The organism is Candidatus Nitrotoga sp. M5 (assembly GCF_927904885.1).
In the GTDB taxonomy this organism is placed as follows: Bacteria; Pseudomonadota; Gammaproteobacteria; order Burkholderiales; family Gallionellaceae; genus Nitrotoga.
In genome coordinates, this window is record NZ_CAKMNW010000052.1 from 35,930 (window position 1) to 53,261 (window position 17,332).

Here is a 17,332-nt window from a genome sequence, read left to right on the forward strand (position 1 = left end):
AACTCCATCAGTCAGCGTGTTTTTTCACCCATGCGACATATTGATCCATCCAGTTCTGGAAGAATTTTTTGCTGGCTGTACCGATGTCACCGACTTCGTCAAACAATCCATCCTTTACTTGAACGAATACTTCGGGTTGACCAAGCGTCGGTACGTTTAGGTGAGAGAGAATGTTGCGCAAATGCTGTTGCGCCATGGCCGTGCCATGGGCCCCGGGAGAAGCACCTAACACACCAGCAGGCTTACCCGCCCAGGCACTTTGGCCATAGGGCCGCGAGGCGTGATCGATTGCGTTTTTGAGTACGCCAGGAATAGAGCGGTTGTATTCGGGTGTAACAAATAGTAAGCCCTGTGCCGTCAAAACCCCGCTTTTTAGCTGCTTGACGGATTCTGCCTGGCTAGCATCGTCGTCCTGATTGTAAAGTGGCAAGTCACTGATTTGCAATTCTTTGAATGAGAACTCCGGTGGTGCCAATTTTACAATGGCGTGCGCTAACTTGCGGTTAAATGAATCCTTACGAAGGCTTCCAACAATAATGGCAATTTGATATTGACTCATGATGATGTCCTTTAAATAGGATAGAAAAACTTAAACCATTTCGACTACATCAGTGCAGCTATGCACTCTATATGTATCTTCGATGCGATTGTTGACTGCCTTCGTTTTACTTAGTCATATCTCCAACATGAAACGCATCGGCCAAAAATTCCATGCCCTCATTCCACGAAGCCTTGTCTGCTGCAGCGTTATAGGCCACCGGCAGCTTAAATTTTTGAGCATATTTATCTGCGTCTGGATTCGTGAAGCTGTGTTTGGTACCGGGATAGGTCACTGCTTTGTAAGTCACGCCGGCTTCCTCCATCTCGTGCCTGAAGGCGGCGACCTGCGAAGCGGGAATCATCGGGTCATCTTCACCAGTGAAAGATGCGATTTGCGCCTTGACCTTGCCCGCTTTTGCTGGAAACTCTGTTTCCAGGCCACCGTGGAAGCTTAGCACCGCCTTTAGAGGTTCACCGATGCGCGCCATGTTCAATACTACAGAACCACCAAAACAATAGCCGATGGCTGCGATGCGGTTGGAATCAACGGTTTTATCCTTGCTGATAAGATTGTATGCGCTGTCGAATCGAGCCTTGGCGAGGTCAGTGTTCTTTGCCACATCGCGGGCAAACTTGCCCGCATCGTCTGGGTGTTGTGCCTGTTTGCCGTCACCGTACATATCAACTGCCAGCGCAGTATAGCCACGCTCCGCCAACATACGAGCGCGTTTGCGAACATATTCGTTGTGTCCCCACCATTCATGCACTACCAGAATGCCTGGCCGCTTGCCCTTTATAGCATCGTCGTAAGCGATATAACCTTTGAGAATTGTACCGTTGGCGCTATAGCTTACTTCCCTGCCTTGTACGGCAGCGTAAGTCGCAGAGGTCGCAAACATTAAGCCCGCAATCAAAAAAAATTTATTCATAATTCTCTCCAAAAAAATTATCAGGAAATTCATATTAATTAAAAGTTAAACCAGCGCGGTTTGCCTATCCTTGCTACGATTTAAAAATGTTGATTTTCAGCAAAAATCTATAGTAGCAATCAGTTTTGTAATGCAGAAACTGGTTTAAATTGACCTTAATTCAATTCTTGATTTTTCGACGCTCAGAAACAGCTAATGAACGTAAGCTTTCCAGCACCTCTTGTAAAACAATGGAATCACTATGTCGTGGAAATACCATATAAGCCGGCAACTGAAATTGCTTACTGTCAGGTACTATAAATAGTTGTTTAGTCTGAATTAAAGGTTTTGCTAAGCGTATAGGAAGAAAACATGATCCGCCATTGCTGATGATTAGCTGTGCTCCAAGCCAGCCAATATTGACAACCTGGGGAGGGCGTTCCATATTGGGGTAATAGCTATTATGTAGCTCATAAAATGCCGGCCCCCAGTCCACATAGATGTAGTCTTCATTTGGCCAAGGCTTATCTGGATCGGTGGTCACTAGCACCAGTGTTTCATCAAATAAATGCTCAATTTGAAGGCCAGAACTTTGTTGTGGCGTGTACATCAAGCTTACATCCAATCTGCCTTCGATCATTCCACGGATTAAATCATCTTCAAAGCCAATTTCGCTACGAATATAAATATCTGGTGATTGAGAACGTAAAGTGCCAACCCATCGGGGCAGCAATTCTTCCCACAAAGCGATCCTGGCCCCCACAGTAATGCTGGCGCGGAAACGACTAGGCAACTTAATATCATGTCGGGCTTGTTCCAGTGTTAATAAAAAGGATTTCGCATGACGAAAAAAATGTTGTCCTGAGAGTGTTAATTTTGCACCGGACCGATCACGCACAAATAAAGTAACGCCAAGATAGGTTTCCAATCTTTGTATGCGTGCGCTGACAGTCGATTGGGTAACATGCAGTCTGTTTGCAGCTTCAACAAAGCTGTTATGGGCGACCACACCCAAAAAAGTTCTAATTTGATCTATATCCATAGGGTTGATATCGGATATGCCGATACTAAAGTCCAATTTAAATCGTTTGTCTAATGCCACGCTAATAATTTACATTCGGAGTTATGCAAATATAAATTGTTTTAGATAGGCAGCCGATGAATTCAAATAATTCTACTTTTAATGAACATGAAGTACTTCATGAGTTAAAGCACTATTTACCTAGTCAGGCCCCGCTAAAAGATTTTATTCATCACAATACATTACATGCATTCCAGAATTTTAAATTCCATGATGGTATTCATCATGCATCCAAAATATTTGGTTATTTTGTCTCGCTCCAATTAGAAGATTATAGGTCGCTATACATCTCTAAGCGTATCCGGGAAGATATCCTGAAAAGAATTATTGCTGAGCAAAAAGGGGCAGAGCATGCACATGAGTGGATGAAAAATGTGCTCAGTAAAAAGTATGACACATCCGTCTCATCAAGAATCGGTTTACTAAGGCTAAATTGGAAAAAACAATACCATATAGATCTTGATTTAGCTATTCATCCACTACTATTCAGGATTCTTTGCAGTTATCTCGATCAGGGGATTTCAATATGGGGCTTCCCTGTTGGACATAAAGGCTTTCTTTCTTCTATTAGAGAAATTGAAGCGAACAGTTTTACAAGCTTTTTTAAAAGAACAAGAGCAAAAAAACTCCTCCTCACGGGCAATTGTAAAATTGAAGATTTGTTAAAAATTCTTGTTGGTGACGAATCACTATACAAGCATTATTTATATGATCAGCAATTTGCTCATCAAGGTTGGTCAGGTATTGTATCTACCATTGAGGATCAACCTCAGTCTTTATTAAATCCAAAAAAAATATCACTTCATGACTTAGTGGTTTTTGAACTCTTACTTGAGATCGATACACTTGATTCTAAATTTGAAAATGATTGGTTGCCAATTGGTAACAATCTCAAAAACAGGCCTCCAGAACTTTTTGAGGAAGTTCCAAAAACTGAATTAGATGAGGTCCTTTCAATCTGGCAAGATGCTTTTGAATGGTCTTATTATGACCCAGTCCTTGCCGCTATTCAATTGCAAAAAAAGAAAAAGGAAACAGTTCCATTCCACAAAAGTTTCCAAATATTTACATGTATCGATGATAGGGAACTTTCGTTCCGGCGTTACCTTGAAAGAGTTGACCCCGAATGTGAAACTTTTGCAACACCTGGGTTCTTTGGAGTTGAGTTTTATTATCAACCCGAGCATGGAAAATCCTATACAAAATGTTGCCCTGCGCCAGTTACACCAAAGTATTTAATCAAGGAAACAGAAACTAGAAAAAAGAGGAAGAAAGAGGCGTACCTTTCCAAAATATCACATTCTCTTTTTCGAGGTACGCTAATTACTCAAACGTTGGGACTGCTGTCAGGATTTAAACTCGCACTGAATGTTTTCAGGCCTTCCGCGATGCCTGCTATGTCCTCACCGATTGCACATATGGATAAGCTTTCAAAGCTTACTATTGAAAATAAAAGTGTGGACCATAAGGAAAACGATTTACAAGTTGGATTTACAATCGATGAGATGGTTCAACGAGTGGAAGCAATTCTAACCAGTGTTGGACTTGTAAAAGATTTTGCATCAATTGTATACATTGTTGGACATGGTGCAACCAGTATCAACAATCCTCATTATTGTGCTTATGACTGTGGAGCTTGCGGAGGGAGGCCAGGTTCAGTTAATGCAAGAGTATTTTGCTTTATGGCTAATCACTCTGAAGTTAGAGCGATGTTGAGTTCAAGAGGGTTAGTAATTCCAATCGAAACACAGTTTTTAGGTGCTCTTCATGATACTACTCGTGACGAGATCACTTATTTCGATGAGGATTTACTTTCTCCTGTTAATTTGACAAATCACAAAAAAAACATCCCCGTTTTTACCAAAGCCCTAGATTTAAACTCCAAAGAACGGTCGCGAAGGTTAGTGTCAATTGATACTCATTTGAGCGCCGAGAAGATTCATAAGGAAATTCTCAGGAGATCAGTTTCTTTATTCGAGCCTCGACAAGAACTTAACCATTCAACTAACGCATCTTGCTTTGTCGGTAGAAGAGATCTAACAAAGGACATCTATCTGGATCGGCGGTCATCAATGAGTTCTTACGATTACAGAATAGATCCTGAAGGAAAATATTTGTTGAATGTTATGAAACCTATCGCACCAGTTATGGGGGGAATCAGCCTCGAATACTTTTTCTCACGTGTTGACAATTACAGATTGGGTGCAGGAACCAAACTTCCACATAATGTTATGGGGCTTATTGGTGTTGCTAACGGCAGTGATGGCGATTTAAGGCCAGGTCTCCCAAGTCAAATGATTGAAGTTCATGATCCGATTCGTCTCCTAGTGATAGTTGAACATTTCCCTGAAGTTGTATTGGGAGCCATTAATCAGCAACCCGCAACTTATGAGTTTTATATAAATGAGTGGGTTCGGTTAATTGCAGTAAACCCAGAGACGCGCGAGCTTTTTTTGTTTAAAGATGGCAGCTTCTCTGTTTACCACCCATTAACTCGAACTCTTGGTTCTATATCAGATGCTATAACTTTAATTGAATCAGTTAAAGCAGCAGAATCTATTCATATAGTTGAAGCCACAAAAGAGAATTTGCCTGTCTACTTAATGGATTAAGGTTTTCAAATGACTTTGCTACTCACATCAATGCTTCAATTTTTTATATTCATACCATTTTTGGGATTTGTTTTTAGTCTGTTTATCCCAGCTAAAATGGAAAATGCGGTCTCGCGGATTGTTTTTCTTACTGTGGGCTTACATTTAGTACTTTCTTGGGTATTCCTGATTGTATGGCTACTTAATAATCAACCAACACTTGAGAGAAGTGAAATTACACTTTTTAAAACAAAGGATTATCAATTTCTAATTTCTTTCTATTTTGATAAGATCAGTGCCGTTTACTTATTTGTTGGATCTGCTCTCACATTCCTGGTGACACAATACTGTCGTTGGTATCTTCATCGCGAAGATGGTTACAAGCGTTTTTTCAACGTCATTCTATTCTTTTATATTGGCTATAACTTAATAGTATTTTCGGGAAATTTTGAAACCCTTTTTGTTGGCTGGGAGATACTCGGTTTTTCTTCATTCTTATTGATTAGCTTTTACAGAGATAGGTACTTGCCTGTAAAAAATGCGCTCAAGGTATTTACAGTGTTTCGTATTGCCGATATGAGTTTACTCATTGCTATGTGGATGAGTCATGCTTTGTGGCATAAAAATATTAATTTTTCAGAGTTCGCTGATACACAACTTATTATCGAACATCTCGAATCCCATCCTGTACTTGGAATTTTAATATCCCTGATGATATTACTTGCTGCCGCAGTAAAATCAGGCCAATTTCCTTTTTCTTCCTGGGTTCCAAGAGCAATGGAAGGTCCTACTCCGTCCAGCGCAATTTTTTACGGATCGCTCTCAGTGCATTTAGGTGTATTTCTATTATTACGAACATTTCCTTTTTGGGAGCACCTTACTTCAATAGTAATAACTGTAGTAATTTTAGGTTTAACTACCAGTATTGTTGCCACAGGAATTGCTCGAGTCCAATCATCCGTTAAAACGCAAATTGCTTATTCCTCGATTGCTCAAATCGGACTAATTTTTATTGAAATTGCTTTAGGTTTTCACACTCTTGCATTGATTCATTTTGCCGGGAACGCTTTTTTAAGGACCTATCAGCTGTTAGTTTCGCCTTCGGTAGTCAGCTATATGATTCGCGAGCAATTTTATAATTTTATTCCGCGACACTATATTGATAAAAAGTCAGTTTTCAAAAAACTTGACTATTCAATGTATTTGCTTTGTCTCAAAGAATTCAATCTGGATAGCTTCGTATATCGATTCTTTTGGAATCCTTTGAAGTGGGTTGGCAGAAAGTTAAATTTTTTCTCAGGAATTGAAATTGCAATTTTCTTTATTGCAACATATCTCATTGGTCTAATCTGCTTATTCAATGCAGAGCTAATACCAAAAGAAATATACGAACAGCTACCTGAACTTTTTGCATTGATTGGTTTGCTGATGGTGCTCAAAGCATTTACAGAAAGAAAAAGTGCTCTGCTAAGTTTGGGCTTGGTAATTACCATGCATTTGTATCGGTCTCTCGCCATATCGTTGAATGGCGCAATTAACACCAATGAAATTATTCTGTATTTAAGCGGTGTAATTCTTTCAGGCGCTGTAGGCTACGTTTGTCTGAATGAACTCAAATCTCGCGAACACAACATCACGTTAGGTCAGTTCCTGGGTCACTCTCACGAGTATCCGAAATTGTCTTTTATTTTTTTATTAGCTTGTTTAGGCCTCATGGCATTCCCAATGACTCCAACATTTATTGGAGTAGAACTAATATTTTCTCATATCCATGAAGAGCAGGCTGGCCTGGTATTTTTCGCTGCCTTGAGTTACGTCGTAACGGGACTTGCATTGATCAGGATATACGCTCGTATTTTTCTAGGGCCTCATATAAAAACTTATCATGCTCATCCGAACAGGTCTACTTGATTAAAATATATTTTAAAATCAATAATATATAATATAAATTGATGGCCTTGTAAATATTAAAAAAATGCGCTCAATCAAGTTCAATCGAAACTGTGGAGGACATGACAATAATAAAAGTACCGATTGATATTGCTAATTCATGAAGACAAGTTTTGTCTGCATTGGTTAAACAGTTCGATCGTTCTCGATGAGTCAAATATCGGAATGTAGGGCAGCAAGTACAGGAAAAAGTTCCTGAAAAAATATTCGACAAGGCAAGTATTTTCAAACACAAGAATGTGCTACTGGATACAGACACGGCACTTCAGATTTTTTAAGCAAAGAGGCCAGCACATTATGCTGAACGATAAACCGCCGGATAAACTTTATACCAACGATGTGCCTACACTTTAAAACTAAAGTTAAAGCAGGCCATAAAGTCACTATAAAGCCGGAAATTTCTACCTAACAACTAGGAGCAACATAATTATGAGTTCCATTCAATCATCTCTTCCCAAAGAGGGTCTAGCCGGACTAAAAGAAAACTTCCGATTTGATTTTATATCAGGGTTTCTTGTGTTTATGCTCGCGTTACCTCTCAGTTTAGGCATTGCAAAAGCAAGTGGATTTCCATCTGCAATGGGTGTTCTCACAGCCATGATTGGAGGTATGTTTGTCAGTTTTTTTGCCGGCTCACGGCTTACCATTAAAGGTCCTGCTGCTGGCTTAATAACAATCTGTGCGGGGTGCGTAGCAGAATTTGGAGGCGGCCCGGAAGGGTGGCATTTAGCGCTGGGTGCCATTGTAGTCGCTTCATGGATTCAAATCATTTTAGGTTTCATGAAAGCCGGTTCACTGAGTGATTTTTTTCCACATTCTGCGGTACATGGAATGTTGGCTGCCATTGGAATAATCATCTTTGCTAAACAAATCCCTATCTTGCTGGGCATTGACCCATCCACATTAAAAGGACTAAGTCCAATTGGACTTTTGGAACGAATTCCCGATTTTGTAATGAATGCTAATCAACCGGTTGCAATAATTGGAATTATCAGTCTAATCGTTTTATTTGGTATGCCGAAAATAAAAAACAGTTTCTTGCAAAAAATTCCAGCACCGATGGTTGTGCTTTTAATAGCAGTTCCAGCGGCTGTTATGATGAATTTCAACACAACGCAACCGGCTTATGCCCTTGTTCATATCGGCGATTTCTGGGATTCAATAGGCTTTAACGCCGATTTCTCTGGAATAACGAGTTTTGTATTCTGGAAATATGTATTCATGTTCCTTGTCGTTGGTAGCTTGGAATCGTTACTCACCGTAAAAGCGGTTGACGGGTTGGATCCATGGAAGCGTCAATCAGACTACAACAAAGACTTGGCAGCCGTCGGAGCAGGTAACGCAGTTTCGGGATTATTGGGAGGACTTCCGATGATATCTGAAGTTGCTCGTAGTTCAGCCAACGTACGCTTTGGTGGGCGTACAGTTTGGGCCAATTTCTTTCATGGCTTCTTCTTGTTGGTTGCCATGCTACTAATGATTCCCGTGATTGAAATGATTCCCAATACCGCGCTAGCAGCTATGTTGATATTTGTTGGCTACGTGCTAGCTGCACCTTCGTTATTTTACAAAACCTACAAAATTGGTAGTGAACAATTAGTGATTTTTGTAATAACCATTGCCGCAACTATAACTACCGATTTACTGATAGGGGTCGCCTCAGGCATCGTAACCAAATTTATATTCCATATTATAAATGGGGCTACGCTGCGTAGCATGTTCAAAGCTCGTTATACATTAATAAAAGATGAAGATGAGTACAGCTTTACTGTTCAGGGTGATGCGATATTCTCCAACTTGATGAGCTTTAAAAATGCATTTAAAGAATTTGATGCTGGAAAAAAAGTGAGGCTGGATTTTTCCAAAGTTAAACTCATTGACCATTCTTTCATGGAATTCCTGAAACACTTTGAAGATGAATATACTCGCGCTGGTGGAGTAGTAATCGTCAAAGGTTTCGATCGATTCCAGACTTTTTCCAATCATCCACTGGCTGGAAGAAAAATAAGCAAACAGTATTTCCCCCTTGAAGAGGAACCTGCTCCAGCAAAGGGTGAGTTAGTTGTAAATGGTTTCGGGTGGGTTCAGCTGACAATTCTGCTTGGAATGTTATGCGCTCTACCGCTCTTGATTGTTGGAATGGGCAAGACCGAACAGGTTCAAAATGCTGTCCAGCAGGATCCTGCTATTCCGCTCGAGCAAGTGGCGCATGTTGAATTGCTATTACTGGAAAACCGGCTTGCCATCGCGACTGCTCTGGTAACACCGACGCCAGAGATAATTAGTCACAATACCGCTCAGATAGTTGCGAACATTGAGGATATTGAAAATACGTGGGAGGCCTACTTGACTAACCAGCTTTCACCCGCTGAAAAGGAGTTAGCAGCGAGGTTTGCCTCAAATCGTAATAGATTTATCAATGAAGGCCTGAAGCCAGTCATATTAGCTTTACGCGAGCATGATGTTAATGAAGCGAACCGTATTGTTGTGCGAAAGCTCCGCCCCCTCTTTCAGCCTGTTGGAAAAGATATACATGCACTCGTTAAGCTACAACAGAAAGATTTTTTGGCTTTTCAAAATAAAAAATAGACTTGGCCATATGCCTTGAACAAAATACTTCGCTGCATGACAACCCGAAAGGTAAAAAAATGAACACTAAATTATTTTTAGCCCCAGGCCTGATTGCCACCCTTTTAATGAATGGATGTAGCCACACTGAAACCGAGACACATCATAAAATTCCAAAATATTCAGCAACTACACCGTTTCGTGAAGACACTTTCGTCATGAAAGACTATGTCTGTCAGATTCATGCTATCAGGCATATTGAAGTCCGCTCTTTAGAAAAGGGCTACTTACAGGATGTTTTTGTGGATGAAGGGCAATTGATAAAAAAGGGACAGCCCATGTTCAAAATCATGCCCAATATTTATGAGGCAGAACTTCTAAAAGCGAAAGCGGAAGCGCAAAATGTGAACATCGAATACCTTAATACCCAAGGCTTGGCGGATAAAAATATCGTATCGGTCAATGAATTGGCTTTGTCAAAAGCAAAATTAGATAAGGCTCTTGCGGAAGTGAAAATGGCAGAAACCCGCTTGAGTTTCACTGATATCAATGCACCTTTTGAAGGGATTATGGATCATTTCAGTGCCCGAGTCGGCAGCCTTCTAGATGAAGGTGCGTTGTTGACGACACTGTCTGACGTCAGCCAATTATGGGTCTATTTCAACGTCCCAGAAGCAGAATACCTAGATTTTAAAACGAAAAAAAACGACAAAGTTGGTGAAATCGTAGAACTGAAAATGGCAAACGGCGAGATTTTCAATCAAACTGGTGTCATTGAGACAATTGTAGGTGATTTTGATAATACCTCCGGGAATATTCAATTCCGTGCCTTGTTCGATAATCCGGACAAAGTTCTCAGGCATGGTGAGACAGGAACAATCCTCATGGCCAAGCCTTACCCTAATGCCATGCTCATCCCCCAAAAGGCGTCGTTCGAAATTATGGATAAAACCTATGTCTACGTTGTAAACAAAGAAGAAAAAATTGAGCAAAGGCTTATCGATATAGATGCCGAATTGCCACAAATGTATATTATTAAAAACGGTCTGAATGACGGTGACAGGATTTTGCTCGAGGGTATACGCAAAGTACGCCCCGGAGAGAAGGTGATGATCAATTTAAAGCAACCCCAAAAGGTTCGCTCAGATTTGATGAAAATGTTTACCGAATAATCTTTTATTCAGGGGTAAATCATGTTTAAAATTTTCCTCAAAAGACCTGTGGTGGTGATCGCGTTATCGCTGATGTTCCTGTTTATGGGGATTTTGGCGATGAAAACATTGCCCATTTCCCAGTTTCCAGATATCGCGCCACCGCGGGTTGCGATTTCAATATCGTTTCCCGGTTCCAGCGCCGATGTGCTGGTGAAATTAGTCCCTGATTATCTTAGAACGCGCTGTCAATGGCGCGCCCGGCATGAATAGTTCAACAGTTTAGTGTTAAAGATGGCCTGAATAACAGTGACAGGGTTTTGCTCGACGGGATTCGTCAAGCTGTCATGGTGACAAGGTAAATTTCCATTTAAGGCCACCCGAAAAAGTTTGCCCAGAGTTGGAATTGTATACATTGTGACCGTTTAGTTAAGGGGTAAATCATGTTTAATATCTTTCTCAAAAGACCTGTGATGGCGATCGTATTATCGCTGATGTTCCTGTTTATGGGTCTTTTGGCAATGAAAACATTGCCCATTTCACAATTTCCAGATATTGCGCCGCCGCGTGTCACAGTTTCGATATCGTTTCCCGGTTCCAGTGCCGATGTACTGGTGAAATCATCCCTGATTATGTTAGAACGCGCTATCAATGGCGTGCCAGGCATGAGATACATCACTTCAGATGCAACCAGCGCCGGCGAAGCGACCATTCAAGTGTATTTCAATTTAGGCGTTGATCCCAATATCGCGATGGTTAACGTGAAAACGCGCGTGGATCAGATGATGAGCAGACTGCCCATACTGGTGCAGTTGGAAGGCGTGATCGTGAACTTCGTGCAGCCAAGCATGCTCATGTATGTCAACATCTTCAGCAAAGATAAAAACGCCGATCAGAAGCTTTTATTTAATTATGCCTATGTCAATGTTATTCCGGAAATTCAGCGCATCACTGGAATTGCCCAAGCGAGTATTTTGGGCGCCCGTCAATACGCGATGCGAGTTTGGCTGAACCCAGAACGGATGCGGGCCTATAGCATCTCGTCAGAAGAGGTGATGGAGGCACTCGCGAATCAAAGCATTATCGGACGTCCTGGTCGACTGGGCCAAAGTACCGGCATGTCCGCCCAGTCTAAAGAGTATGTACTTGTTTATAAAGGACGTTTAACAAAGCCTGAAGAATATGAGGACATTATCATCCGTTCTACCCCGAATGGCGAGATTCTGCGCATTAAAGATGTTGCCACGGTCAATCTAAACAGCGAGTTTTATAATATTTTCTCTGATAAAGACGGGTTACCTTCGGCGTCCATCGTGCTTAAGCAAAACTACGGCACTAACGCACAAGTGGTCATAGAAAATGTGAAGCAAAAACTGGAAGAATTAAAAAAATCCTTCCCGGAGGGCATGGAATACGAAATTAATTATGATGTGTCGCGTTTCGTTGATGCATCCATCGAACAAGTGCTGCACACCTTGGTCGAAGCCTTCATTCTGGTCTCCCTGGTGGTCTTTATTTTCCTTGGCGACTGGCGTTCTACCTTGATCCCCGTTCTCGCGGTACCAGTTTCGCTGGTAGGGGCATTCGCCGTTATGTCTGCGTTCGGTCTTTCCATCAACCTCATCACCTTATTTGCCTTAGTGTTGGCTATCGGTATTGTGGTCGATGATGCCATTGTGGTGGTAGAGGCTGTGCATGCAAAAATGGCAGCTGAAAATTGCACCCCATATGTAGCCTCCCGTCAAGTATTGGGAGAAATTGGTGGGGCGATTGTCGCGATAACGCTGGTCATGGTGTCGGTGTTTATTCCTATCGCGTTTATGCCCGGACCGGTCGGGGTGTTTTATAGACAATTTGCTATCGCTATGTCGTCGTCGATCGCTATTTCAGCAGTTGTGGCTTTATCGCTCACCCCGGTGCTGTGTGCCATGCTACTTAAAAACACCCACGGCCAGCCGAAAAGGAAAACCCCGATCAGTCTTTTCCTCGATGGCTTTAACTCGATTTTCGAAAAAATCACCGGGCGTTACGTCAAATTGCTGAATGTCATTGTCACTCGGCGCGTGGTCACGGTTTTGGTATTGGCAGGGTTTGGCTTCGGCATTTTTGCGCTCGATAAAACTTTGCCCACCGGATTTATTCCCGGCGAAGACCAAGGCATGATTTATGCGATTATCCAAACACCGCCCGGATCAACTATCGAAGTGACCAACAGAGTGGCACGGCAACTGGAGCTGATAGCGGCAAAAATCGAAGGCGTGAAATCGATTTCTTCCTTAGCCGGCTACGAAATACTCACCGAAGGTCGCGGATCTAATGCAGGGACCGTTATTATCAACTTGAAAGATTGGTCGGAACGTAAGCATTCGGTATTAGAGGTTATCCACGAGTTGGAAGCAAAAGCCCATGATCTGGGCGCGATCATCGAGTTTTTCCAACCTCCGGCAGTGCCGGGATACGGTGCGGCATCGGGTTTGGCGTTTCGCGTATTGGACAAGACATTAGACACTGATTATTTCGAGTTCGATAAAATTAACCAAACCTTTATGGATGGGTTGCGTAAACGTAAGGAACTGACCGGCTTGTTTACCTTTTATGCGGCCAATTATCCGCAATATGAGCTGATTATCGACAATAATCTTGCTATGCAAAAAGGGATTTCCATCGAAAAAGCGATGACTCACCTGGACATCATGATCGGCAGCACCTATGAACAGGGCTTTATTCGCTTCAATAACTTTTTCAAAGTCTACGCCCAGGCCTTGCCGGAATTCCGACGTTCCCCTGAGGATGTTTTGAAATACTTTATTAAAAATGATAAAGACGAGATGGTGCCTTACTCCGCCTTCATGACTATGGAGAAAAGGCAGGGGCCCAACGAGATCACGCGTTATAACCTCTATAACTCTGCTGCGATCCGTGCCGAACCTGGACACGGCTATACCACCGGCGCGGCCATCAATGCAATCGAAGAGGTTGCGAAATCCACATTGCCTCACGGTTTTGAAGTTGCCTGGGAAGGTTTGACTTTTGACGAAGCCCTCCGGGGTAATGAAGCACTGCTGATCTTTGTGGTCGTTATCCTGTTTGTCTATCTGGTGTTAGCTGCACAATACGAAAGTTTTGTATTGCCATTGGTCGTGCTTTGTTCTCTACCCCCTGGTATTTTCGGTGCTTTCTTATTGTTAAAAGGATTGGGACTTGCCAATGATGTCTATTCCCAATTGGGAATGGTGATGTTAATTGGCTTGCTCGGCAAAAATGCGGTATTGATTGTTGAATTTGCAACCCAAAAGCAAACCCAGGGCATGACGGTTCTAGAGGCGACAATTGCAGGTGCACAAGCGCGTTTTCGGCCGATTTTAATGACTTCATTTGCCTTTATAGCCGGGTTGATACCCTTAGCGATGGCAACGGGAGCGGGAGCAGTCGGCAACAGGACGATTGGTACCTCAGCGCTGGGTGGGATGCTTTTCGGTACCGTGTTTGGTGTAATTATTATTCCTGGGCTTTATTATATTTTTGCCAAATTGATAGAAGGTAAAAATTTAATTCAACATGAAGACCTTGATCCTTTAACCGAAACATATCACTACGGCCCAAATGACAATGAAAAATAAAACATTTAAGCATATGAGTTTAGGCGTGTTGGGGTTGATGTTGCAAGCTTGTGGTACGCCTGATTTGCTCATCAAAAAAGAAGATACACAGCTTCCTGCTGTTTTTAAAGAGGGCGTTTCGGATCAGGCTAATACGGCGAATATTAAATGGAAAGATTTTTTTGGTGACCCAGACTTATTAAATTTGCTAGATATAGCTGTTGTTAACAATAAAGAAATTAATATCATGATGCAGCGCATCAGCGTTGCACAGAATGAAATTCAAGCGCGTAGAGGCGAATATTTGCCATTTGTAAATATTGGTGCAGGTGCAGGTAGAGACAAAGTCGGCCAGTTTACACGCAGTGGAGCTGTTGAAGAAAATCTGCCAGTAGCTGAAGGTCGAGACTTCCCTAGGTACGTGGGTGATTTTCGCTTTGGGCTATTTTCAACCTGGGAGATCGATATATGGAAAAAGTTGAGGAATGCAAAAAAAGTCGCAGTGCTCGAGTATATGGCATCCAAAGAAGGTAAAAATTTTTTAGTGACAAATTTGGTCGCCGAAGTTGCCCACTCTTACTATGAACTGCTTGCCTTGGACAACCAGCTTAATAATTTAGAGCAAAATATTAGTATCCAGCAAAATGGCTTGGAGATGGTCAAGCAACTACAGCTGTACGGAAGAACAAGTACACTAGCCGTTAGACGCTATGAAGCGGAAGTGGCAAAAAATAAAAGCAAACTATACGAATTGAAGCAGCATATTACTGTCGTTGAAAATCGGATAAATTTTTTGTTAGGGAGGACGCCGCAGCCAATACAGCGTGCTTCTAGTAGTTTTATGGATTTTAAACCCAAAATGCTTAAGACAGGTATCCCGTCACAATTGCTACAAAACAGGCCTGATATCAGGCAAGCAGAGCTTGAACTTGCAGCAGCGGCATTAAATATAAATGTGGCTAGGGCAAATTTCTATCCCTCCTTTAGCATAAACGCCGGAGTAGGTTTTGATGCTTTCGCACTTAAGTATCTGATCAATACCCCAGAGTCATTGGCGGTCACAATCGCCGGTGAGCTAGTGGCACCACTAGTCAATAAGAATGCCATCAAAGCGGAATATAAAAATGCCAATGCCAAGCAAATTCAGGCGGCCTATGAGTATGAGCAAAGAATTATCAGAGCTTATACTGAAGTAGCTAACCAAATTTCAAACATCGATAATCTCGACAAAAACTATCAGCTTAAGACTAGCCAAGTGGAAGCGCTCGTCCAATCAATTGATGTCGCTAACCAGCTATTCAAATCTGCCCGTGCAGACTACCTGGATGTTCTGTTGGCACAAAGGGATACCTTAGATGCCAAAAAAGATTTAATTGAAACAAAACAAAAGCAAATTGACGCAATGGTGGATCTTTATAAATCACTTGGTGGAGGTTGGCAGTAATTGCGCTGGATGAATTGAAGGAGTGGCTCAAGAAAAAAGTACATGATTTTGAACTATAACGGCGGTGAATTTTACAGCTATAGGTTAGTAATATTCATTGTTTGCACATCACAACAGCATTAGTTGATCTCAAATTCAAATCTTGGTCACAATACGGTGTGATTCTAATATTATTATCTGCATATCAACTATATGCTGAGCTTAAATTTTGACTAGTACATGGTCTTGCCAGGAATTTGAATTGAGAGTTGTTCCATAAAAAATCCCCGCTCTCGCGGGGATGACATTCGTTTTGTTCAAGTGAGCCTTCCCGATGTCACGGCTTGATGAATTTCAAGGTCCAGCGGTCAGTGTTGCCGGTTACAGTTTTACGACCTACCTCATAACGAAGTTCATCATCAGCCCGGTAGTGCAGGTCTGAAAAGTCTACAAATTTGAACCCGGCAGCTTCAATTTCATGAATGGCTGATACTGGATCAACTCGACGACCATTTTCAGGCGTATCGCCTTCCATGTGGCGGCGTGAGTGGTCAACGACGGCGTAAATTCCACCTGATCTTAAGGCATCAAATGAAGCTTTGTTCATTGCCGTACGACCTGCTAAATCGAAATTGTGATAATTACGAAATGTCAACACCATGTCCACATCGGTCACACCTAGACCATTGGTCTTGAGAGTATAACGGCGGGCGCCTTCCGGTTTATACATCTTTGATTCTGTGGAGACAATCTGTGCGTCCTTAAATCCAGGCTCAGTTAAGACGGACTTCGAAATACGTTCTGTGCCTAACGCAGCATAATATTTACCTTTTTCCTGAACAACGGGTGCCAACAACTTGGTGTACCAGCCCCCACCAGGAATTAACTCAACAATCTTCATATCATCCCTGAGACCGAAAAACTTAAGTGTATCGATCGGACGACGGTTACGATCACGCTCTTTTTCAGCGTCAGTTCTGACTTCCGCAGCCATCGCTGCTTTCAACTTGGCCTCAACTGCGTCAAAATCGTTAGCAAACGCCAAACCGGAAGAAACTATTAATAAAGCACTAAGAAAATATTTCATAAGAGTTCCCTGTAGTTCAATTTAAAATGTAAAGTGCAAGCATATAGGAATTAACTGATGCTGGAAACAGCTTAGAGCGGTTCGATTGAATGGAATAAAGCCGCCTTTTGTGTGGTATTTTCTTCGCACGTAATTAGCCACTGTTTAGCCCCCTTTAGTTGATGCGAGTCAATACTGAGTCATTCAAGAAGTGAGATAAAGTCTTCAGTCAAAACTACAGATGCGCCTGCCTTCCCTCGAACGCGGTCTGAAATCAATAGCTCAACTGATAATGTCACGATGTTGGCCTGCTTGTACAACATCACCTCACAGGTAGAAATGCGTGAAAACTATCACGATCGTTCTTTCGAGCGCATATACTCAATACAACGCTGATATCGATTCAGGGATTGCGCGTCGTCGATCTACGCCACTTGCTTCTGGTTCCGATGGAT

11 protein-coding genes are annotated in these 17,332 nt (G+C 42.1%); 7 read left to right on the forward strand and 4 right to left on the reverse strand.

Features of this window, described 5'->3' with window-relative positions:
* Positions 1-7: 7 nt before the first annotated feature.
* The 3 genes from MJ770_RS10075 to MJ770_RS10085 form a co-directional block, all read right to left on the reverse strand.
* A complete protein-coding gene (locus MJ770_RS10075) occupies positions 8-559 on the reverse strand; it encodes an NADPH-dependent FMN reductase (protein ID WP_239253536.1) in 552 nt (183 codons plus the stop codon).
* Positions 560-665: 106 nt separating this feature from the next.
* A complete protein-coding gene (locus MJ770_RS10080; protein ID WP_239253538.1) occupies positions 666-1,469 on the reverse strand; it encodes a dienelactone hydrolase family protein in 804 nt (267 codons plus the stop codon).
* Positions 1,470-1,629: 160 nt separating this feature from the next.
* A complete protein-coding gene (locus tag MJ770_RS10085) occupies positions 1,630-2,490 on the reverse strand; it encodes a LysR family transcriptional regulator (RefSeq protein ID WP_239253664.1) in 861 nt (286 codons plus the stop codon).
* A 116-nt stretch (positions 2,491-2,606) separates the two neighbouring features.
* On the opposite strand from MJ770_RS10085, the gene MJ770_RS10090 reads away from it, so the two are divergent.
* The 7 genes from MJ770_RS10090 to MJ770_RS10120 all read left to right on the forward strand — a co-directional run bounded on the left by MJ770_RS10090 (position 2,607) and on the right by MJ770_RS10120 (position 15,832).
* Positions 2,607-5,141: a YbcC family protein gene (locus MJ770_RS10090; protein WP_239253540.1), complete on the forward strand. Its 2,535-nt coding sequence runs from the start codon at positions 2,607-2,609 to the stop codon at positions 5,139-5,141.
* Positions 5,142-5,150: 9 nt separating this feature from the next.
* Positions 5,151-7,031 (forward strand): proton-conducting transporter transmembrane domain-containing protein, encoded by a 1,881-nt coding sequence (locus MJ770_RS10095; RefSeq protein WP_239253542.1) that lies wholly within the window; start codon positions 5,151-5,153, stop codon positions 7,029-7,031.
* 468 nt (positions 7,032-7,499) lie between these two features.
* Positions 7,500-9,659 carry a SulP family inorganic anion transporter gene (locus MJ770_RS10100; RefSeq protein WP_239253544.1) on the forward strand — a complete coding sequence of 720 codons (2,160 nt, stop codon included), beginning with the start codon at positions 7,500-7,502 and terminating at the stop codon, positions 9,657-9,659.
* A 59-nt stretch (positions 9,660-9,718) separates the two neighbouring features.
* The gene (locus tag MJ770_RS10105) at positions 9,719-10,810 is read left to right on the forward strand and encodes an efflux RND transporter periplasmic adaptor subunit (protein ID WP_239253546.1); all 1,092 of its coding nucleotides are present in this window, start codon (positions 9,719-9,721) and stop codon (positions 10,808-10,810) included.
* Between the two features lie 21 nt (positions 10,811-10,831).
* Entirely contained in the window at positions 10,832-11,062 is a 231-nt protein-coding gene (locus tag MJ770_RS10110; RefSeq protein WP_239253551.1) for an efflux RND transporter permease subunit, read from the forward strand.
* A gap of 170 nt (positions 11,063-11,232) precedes the next feature.
* Entirely contained in the window at positions 11,233-14,409 is a 3,177-nt protein-coding gene (locus MJ770_RS10115) for an efflux RND transporter permease subunit (protein WP_239253554.1), read from the forward strand.
* Positions 14,393-15,832, forward strand: coding sequence for a TolC family protein (locus MJ770_RS10120; protein ID WP_445083148.1), 1,440 nt, complete (start codon positions 14,393-14,395; stop codon positions 15,830-15,832). The genes MJ770_RS10115 and MJ770_RS10120 overlap by 17 nt, the downstream gene beginning before the upstream one ends.
* Before the next feature lie 316 nt (positions 15,833-16,148).
* On the opposite strand, the gene MJ770_RS10125 is transcribed toward MJ770_RS10120, so the two are convergent.
* Positions 16,149-16,898, reverse strand: a complete 750-nt coding sequence (locus MJ770_RS10125) for a class I SAM-dependent methyltransferase (protein ID WP_239253560.1) — start codon at positions 16,896-16,898, stop codon at positions 16,149-16,151.
* Positions 16,899-17,332 lie beyond the last annotated feature (434 nt).

Bases quoted from the DNA above. Each gene is read 5' to 3' on its own strand.
- MJ770_RS10075 (WP_239253536.1), bottom strand. From the start codon at position 559: ATGAGTCAATATCAAATTGCCATTATTGTTGGAAGCCTTCGTAAGGAT.
- MJ770_RS10080 (WP_239253538.1), bottom strand. From the start codon at position 1,469: ATGAATAAATTTTTTTTGATTGCGGGCTTAATGTTTGCGACCTCTGCG.
- MJ770_RS10085 (WP_239253664.1), bottom strand. From the start codon at position 2,490: ATGGATATAGATCAAATTAGAACTTTTTTGGGTGTGGTCGCCCATAAC.
- MJ770_RS10090 (WP_239253540.1), top strand. From the start codon at position 2,607: ATGAATTCAAATAATTCTACTTTTAATGAACATGAAGTACTTCATGAG.
- MJ770_RS10095 (WP_239253542.1), top strand. From the start codon at position 5,151: ATGACTTTGCTACTCACATCAATGCTTCAATTTTTTATATTCATACCA.
- MJ770_RS10100 (WP_239253544.1), top strand. From the start codon at position 7,500: ATGAGTTCCATTCAATCATCTCTTCCCAAAGAGGGTCTAGCCGGACTA.
- MJ770_RS10105 (WP_239253546.1), top strand. From the start codon at position 9,719: ATGAACACTAAATTATTTTTAGCCCCAGGCCTGATTGCCACCCTTTTA.
- MJ770_RS10110 (WP_239253551.1), top strand. From the start codon at position 10,832: ATGTTTAAAATTTTCCTCAAAAGACCTGTGGTGGTGATCGCGTTATCG.
- MJ770_RS10115 (WP_239253554.1), top strand. From the start codon at position 11,233: ATGTTTAATATCTTTCTCAAAAGACCTGTGATGGCGATCGTATTATCG.
- MJ770_RS10120 (WP_445083148.1), top strand. From the start codon at position 14,393: ATGACAATGAAAAATAAAACATTTAAGCATATGAGTTTAGGCGTGTTG.
- MJ770_RS10125 (WP_239253560.1), bottom strand. From the start codon at position 16,898: ATGAAATATTTTCTTAGTGCTTTATTAATAGTTTCTTCCGGTTTGGCG.